Source organism: Amycolatopsis tucumanensis, assembly GCF_021654135.1.
GTDB classification, from domain to species: domain Bacteria; phylum Actinomycetota; class Actinomycetes; order Mycobacteriales; family Pseudonocardiaceae; genus Amycolatopsis_E; species Amycolatopsis_E tucumanensis.
Genome location: NZ_JAKGSD010000114.1, coordinates 1 through 5193, shown reverse-complemented (window position 1 = coordinate 5193; position 5193 = coordinate 1). Strand labels below are relative to the sequence as shown.

3 protein-coding genes are annotated in these 5193 nt (G+C 68.5%); 1 reads left to right on the top strand and 2 read right to left on the bottom strand.

The window, feature by feature from the left end:
* Nucleotides 1–123: 123 nt before the first annotated feature.
* Both L2C96_RS43860 and L2C96_RS43855 read right to left on the bottom strand, forming a co-directional pair.
* Complete coding sequence (locus L2C96_RS43860; RefSeq protein WP_237340292.1) at nucleotides 124–501, bottom strand: type VII secretion target; 378 nt, start codon at nucleotides 499–501, stop codon at nucleotides 124–126.
* Between the two features lie 8 nt (nucleotides 502–509).
* Nucleotides 510–1040 (bottom strand): YbaB/EbfC family nucleoid-associated protein, encoded by a 531-nt coding sequence (locus L2C96_RS43855; protein ID WP_020420482.1) that lies wholly within the window; start codon nucleotides 1038–1040, stop codon nucleotides 510–512.
* A gap of 248 nt (nucleotides 1041–1288) precedes the next feature.
* Here L2C96_RS43855 and L2C96_RS43850 point away from each other — a divergent pair, with 248 nt between their 5' ends.
* Nucleotides 1289–4987 (top strand): multifunctional oxoglutarate decarboxylase/oxoglutarate dehydrogenase thiamine pyrophosphate-binding subunit/dihydrolipoyllysine-residue succinyltransferase subunit, encoded by a 3699-nt coding sequence (locus L2C96_RS43850; protein ID WP_027936225.1) that lies wholly within the window; start codon nucleotides 1289–1291, stop codon nucleotides 4985–4987.
* Nucleotides 4988–5193: the final 206 nt, after the last annotated feature.

Sequence of the window (5193 nt, the reverse complement as noted above, 5' to 3'; positions counted from 1 at the left end):
CCAGCCCGCCCTCGACCCACGACCCGTCCTTGATCCCGTTGGACAGGTCCTGCGCGGATTCGAGGATCCCGATGCCGGTGACCGCGGTCGTCTGCGACTGGGCCTGCGCGACGAGCGGGTTGCTCATGTCAGGGGCTCACCCAGCTGCTTGACCGTCTGCCGGGTGCTGTCGTCCTGTCCGTCGTACTTGGTGGCCGCCGTGCGGACGTTGCCCGCGGTGCCGGTGACACACTCCTTCGCGGTCTCCAGCGCGCGGACGCCCATCTGTTCGAACGGGTCGAGCATCATCGCGAACGGCTGGCAGATCACCCCGAACGCGCTGTTGTCCATGCTCACCTGGCGGGCCGCGTCGACAGCGGTCTGCAAGCGTTCTGCCAGCCCGTCGACCTTGCCCGCGTGCGTGCCGAGCTCGTCGGTGAGCACCTCGTAGCCGTTGGCGGCGCCGCGGGCGGCCGAACCACCTGCCCTGGTGCCCGCGCCCCGCGCGAAGCTGCTGGTCATCGCTCCCCCTAGTCGCGTCGCAGGAAGGACTGGTCGCCGAAGTCGCCGTCGTCGTCATCGCGCCGGGGCCGCTGGGGCGGCGCCGGGCGGCGCGGCTGCCGCGGCGGCTCGTCGTCGGCCTCGCTCTCGATCCGCAGCTGGCGGCCCGGCGCAGGCGGCTCGGGGTCCTCGGGCGGGGCCTCCGGGAAGTTCTCGGCCGCGGTCCGCACGATGTGCTGCGCCGCGCTGTCCGACTCGCCCACCGTCCCGGCCACGATCTCCTGGATGACCTGCGGGTACTTCGACTGGGCCTTCTGCATCGCCTTGAGCACGTTCGCCGCGATCTCGTCCGGGCTCATCCCGCGGACGGCGTCGGTCATGCGCACGTCGGTGGGGATGCCGTTGTTGCCGACGGTCACGCTGACCGCCCCGTTCGCCACCGATTCGGTGATCGAGATCTGCTCGACCTCGTGCTGCATCGCCTGGAAGCGCTGCGACCGCTCGACCGCGTTGCGCTCCCAGTCGCCGACCATGCGCTCGATGTCCGACAGGTCCGCCACCGGAACCCCCTTCCGCTCTTCCTGCAGACGGTCCGGCGACCGTACCGGTTCCACACCGGCCCCGTACTCGGTATCGGCAGGTCCCTTACTCGTCCGGATGGGCGCTGGACCGATCAAGTGAGGAATCCCAAACCTGAGTCCCGGGACTTGGGCCACTTCGGTCACAACGGCGAACGCGAGGGGGTTAGCCTGGTAGGCGCATCAAGCGGACAACAAGATCGAGATATGGATAGAGGCGAGTCCCTGCCGTGTCCAGCAGCAGCCCTGCGTCACAGTTCGGCCCCAACGAATGGCTCGTCGAGGAGATGTACGACCAGTTCCTCGCCGACCCCAATTCAGTAGACGCCGCATGGCACGAGTTCTTCTCGGACTTCAAGCCGACGCAGACCACGGAGTCGAAGCCGGACGCCGCACCCGCGCCCGTCCGTGAGCAGCCCGCCAAGCCGGGCAACGGCCAGGTCAACCAGGCTGCGACTGCCCCGGCCGCGCCCGCCCAGCCGAAGCCCGCCGCCAAGCCGGCCGCGCAGCCCGCCAAGCCGGCCGCCGCCAAGCCCGCGGCCGCGAAGCCGGCCGCCGCGGCGACGAAGCCGGCCGCCGCCGAGCCGGAGAGCAAGCAGCTGCGGGGCGCCGCGGCCGCGATCGCCAAGAACATGGACGCCTCGCTGGCCGTGCCGACCGCCACCAGCGTGCGCGCGGTCCCGGCCAAGCTGATGGCCGACAACCGCATCGTCATCAACAACCACCTCAAGCGCACCCGCGGCGGGAAGATCTCGTTCACGCACCTCATCGGCTACGCCATGGTGCGGGCGCTGCAGGACTTCCCGAACATGAACCGGCACTACGCCCTGGTCGACGGCAAGCCGCACGCCGTCACGCCGGAGCACGTGAACCTCGGCCTCGCCATCGACATGAAGGGCAAGGACGGCGGCCGCACGCTGGTCGTCGCCTCGATCAAGAACTGCGAGAACATGACGTTCCGCCAGTTCTGGCAGGCCTACGAGGACATCGTCAAGAAGGCCCGCAACAACAAGCTGACCGCGGACGACTTCGCCGGCACCACCATCTCGCTGACCAACCCGGGCGGCATCGGCACCAACCACTCGGTGCCGCGGCTGCAGGCCGGGCAGGGCGCGATCATCGGCGTCGGCGCGATGCAGTACCCGGCGCACTTCGAGGGCACCAGCGAGGAGACCCTCGTCAAGCTGGGCATCAGCAAGATCATGACGCTGACCTCGACCTACGACCACCGCATCATCCAGGGTGCCGAGTCGGGCGAGTACCTCAAGCGCATCCACGAGCTGCTGCTCGGCGAGGACGGCTTCTACGACGACATCTTCACGTCGCTGCGGCTGCCCTACGAGCCGGTCCGCTGGGTCTCCGACATCCCCGAGGGCGAGATCGACAAGACCGCCCGGGTGCTGGAGCTGATCGACGCCTACCGGATGCGCGGCCACCTGATGGCCGACACCGACCCGCTGAACTACCGCCAGCGCCGCCACGAGGACCTGGACGTCCTCTCGCACGGCCTGACGCTGTGGGACCTGGACCGCGAGTTCGCGGTCGGCGGGTTCGCCGGCCAGCAGAAGATGAAGCTGCGCGACGTGCTGGGCGTGCTGCGCGACTCCTACTGCCGGACCGTCGGCGTCGAGTACACCCACATCCTGGACCCGGAGGAGCGCCGCTGGATCCAGGACCGCGTGGAGGTCCCGCACGCCAAGCCGGACCCCAACGTCCAGAAGTACATCCTGTCGAAGCTGAACGCGGCCGAGGCGTTCGAGACGTTCCTGCAGACGAAATACGTCGGCCAGAAGCGGTTCTCGCTGGAGGGCGGCGAGACCGTCATCCCGATGCTGGACACCGTCCTGGACAAGGCCGCCGAGCACGAGCTCGACGAGGTCGTCATCGGCATGCCGCACCGCGGCCGCCTGAACGTGCTGGCCAACATCGTCGGCAAGCCGATCTCGCAGATCTTCCAGGAGTTCGAGGGCAACCTCGACCCGGGCCAGGCGCACGGCTCCGGCGACGTGAAGTACCACCTGGGCGCGGAGGGCAAGTACTTCCGCATGTTCGGCGACGGCGAGACCCGGGTGTCGCTGACCGCGAACCCGTCGCACCTGGAGACCGTCGACCCGGTGCTCGAAGGCATCGTCCGCGCCAAGCAGGACATCCTCGACAAGGGCGACAGCGACACCGGCGGCTTCTCGGTGCTGCCCGTGCTGCTGCACGGTGACGCGGCGTTCGCCGGCCAGGGTGTCGTGGCGGAGACGCTGAACCTGGCGCTGCTGCGCGGCTACCGCACCGGCGGCACCGTGCACATCATCATCAACAACCAGGTCGGCTTCACCACCGCGCCGGAGCACTCGCGCTCCTCGCAGTACGCGACCGACGTGGCGAAGATGATCGGCGCCCCGATCTTCCACGTGAACGGTGACGACCCGGAGGCGGCGCACTGGGTGGCCAAGCTGGCCGTCGACTACCGCCAGGCGTTCAACAAGGACGTCGTCATCGACATGATCTGCTACCGCCGGCGCGGCCACAACGAGGGCGACGACCCGTCGATGACGCAGCCGGCGATGTACGACATCATCGACACGAAGCGCTCGGTGCGGAAGACCTACACCGAGTCGCTGATCGGCCGCGGTGACATCTCCGTCGAGGAGGCCGAGGCCGCGCTGCGGGACTTCTCGAGCCAGCTGGAGCACGTCTTCAACGAGGTCCGCGAGCTGGAGAAGCACCCGATCGCGCCGAGCCCCTCCGTCGAGGAGGAGCAGCAGGTGCCCGCGAAGGTGCCGACCGCGGTGCCCGCCGAGGTCATCGAGCGGATCGGCGACGCGTTCGTCAACGTCCCCGAGGGCTTCACCCCACACCCGCGCGTCAAGCCGGTCATGGAGCGGCGGTACAAGATGTCCCGCGAGGGCGGCATCGACTGGGCCTTCGGCGAGCTGCTGGCGTTCGGTTCGCTGGCGATCGAGGGTCGTCTGGTGCGGCTGTCCGGTCAGGACTCGCGTCGCGGCACGTTCACCCAGCGCCACTCGGTGCTGATCGACCGGAAGACCGGCCGGGAGTACGCGCCGCTGCAGAACCTGGCCGACGACCAGGGCCGCGTGATGATCTACGACTCGGCGCTGTCCGAGTACGCGGCGGTCGGTTTCGAGTACGGCTACTCGGTGGCGAACAGCGACGCGCTCGTGCTGTGGGAAGCGCAGTTCGGTGACTTCGTCAACGGCGCCCAGACGGTCATCGACGAGTACATCTCGTCCGGTGAGGCGAAGTGGGGCCAGCGGTCGGACGTCGTGCTGCTGCTGCCGCACGGCCACGAGGGCCAGGGCCCGGACCACACGTCGGGCCGCATCGAGCGGTTCCTGTCGCTGTGCGCCGAGGGTTCGATGACCGTGGCGGTCCCGTCCACTCCGGCGAACTACTTCCACCTGCTGCGGCGCCACGCGCTGGACGGCATCCAGCGCCCGCTGATCGTCTTCACGCCGAAGTCGATGCTGCGCAACAAGGCGGCGACGTCGGGCCTGGAGGACTTCACCGGCGACTCGAAGTTCATGTCGGTCATCGACGACGCCGAGGTGGAGCCCGGCAAGGTGCGGAAGGTGCTGCTGACCTCCGGCAAGCTCTACTGGGAGCTGGTGGCGGAGCGCGCCAAGCGCGAGGCTGACGATGTCGCCATCGTGCGCATCGAGCAGTACTACCCGCTGCCGAAGAAGAAGCTGCTGGCGGCGCTGGAGCGCTACACCGGCGCCGAGGTCGTGTGGGTCCAGGAGGAGCCCGAGAACCAGGGCGCGTGGCCGTTCTTCGGCCTCCACCTGCCGCGCATGTTCCCGGACGTGCTCGGCAAGCTGGACGTGGTCTCGCGGCGCCCGATGGCCGCCCCGTCGGCCGGCTCGTCGAAGGTGCACGAGGTGGAGCAGAAGGCGCTGATCGCCAAGGCCTTCAGCTGATTTAGCAAAAAGAAAAGGCGCCCTCCCGAAAACAGGGAGGGCGCTTTTTTTCTTTGCAACAAAACCGCCGCCCGACAACGCAAAGCAAGCGACTATCCCAACCAGACCTCCCCCGCCCCCGATCCACAGCCGATCTTTAGTCGCCGACCAAGCTTGTCAAGGCACGCTTTCCCGCCTTGACAAGCCTGCTCGGCGACTGAAACACA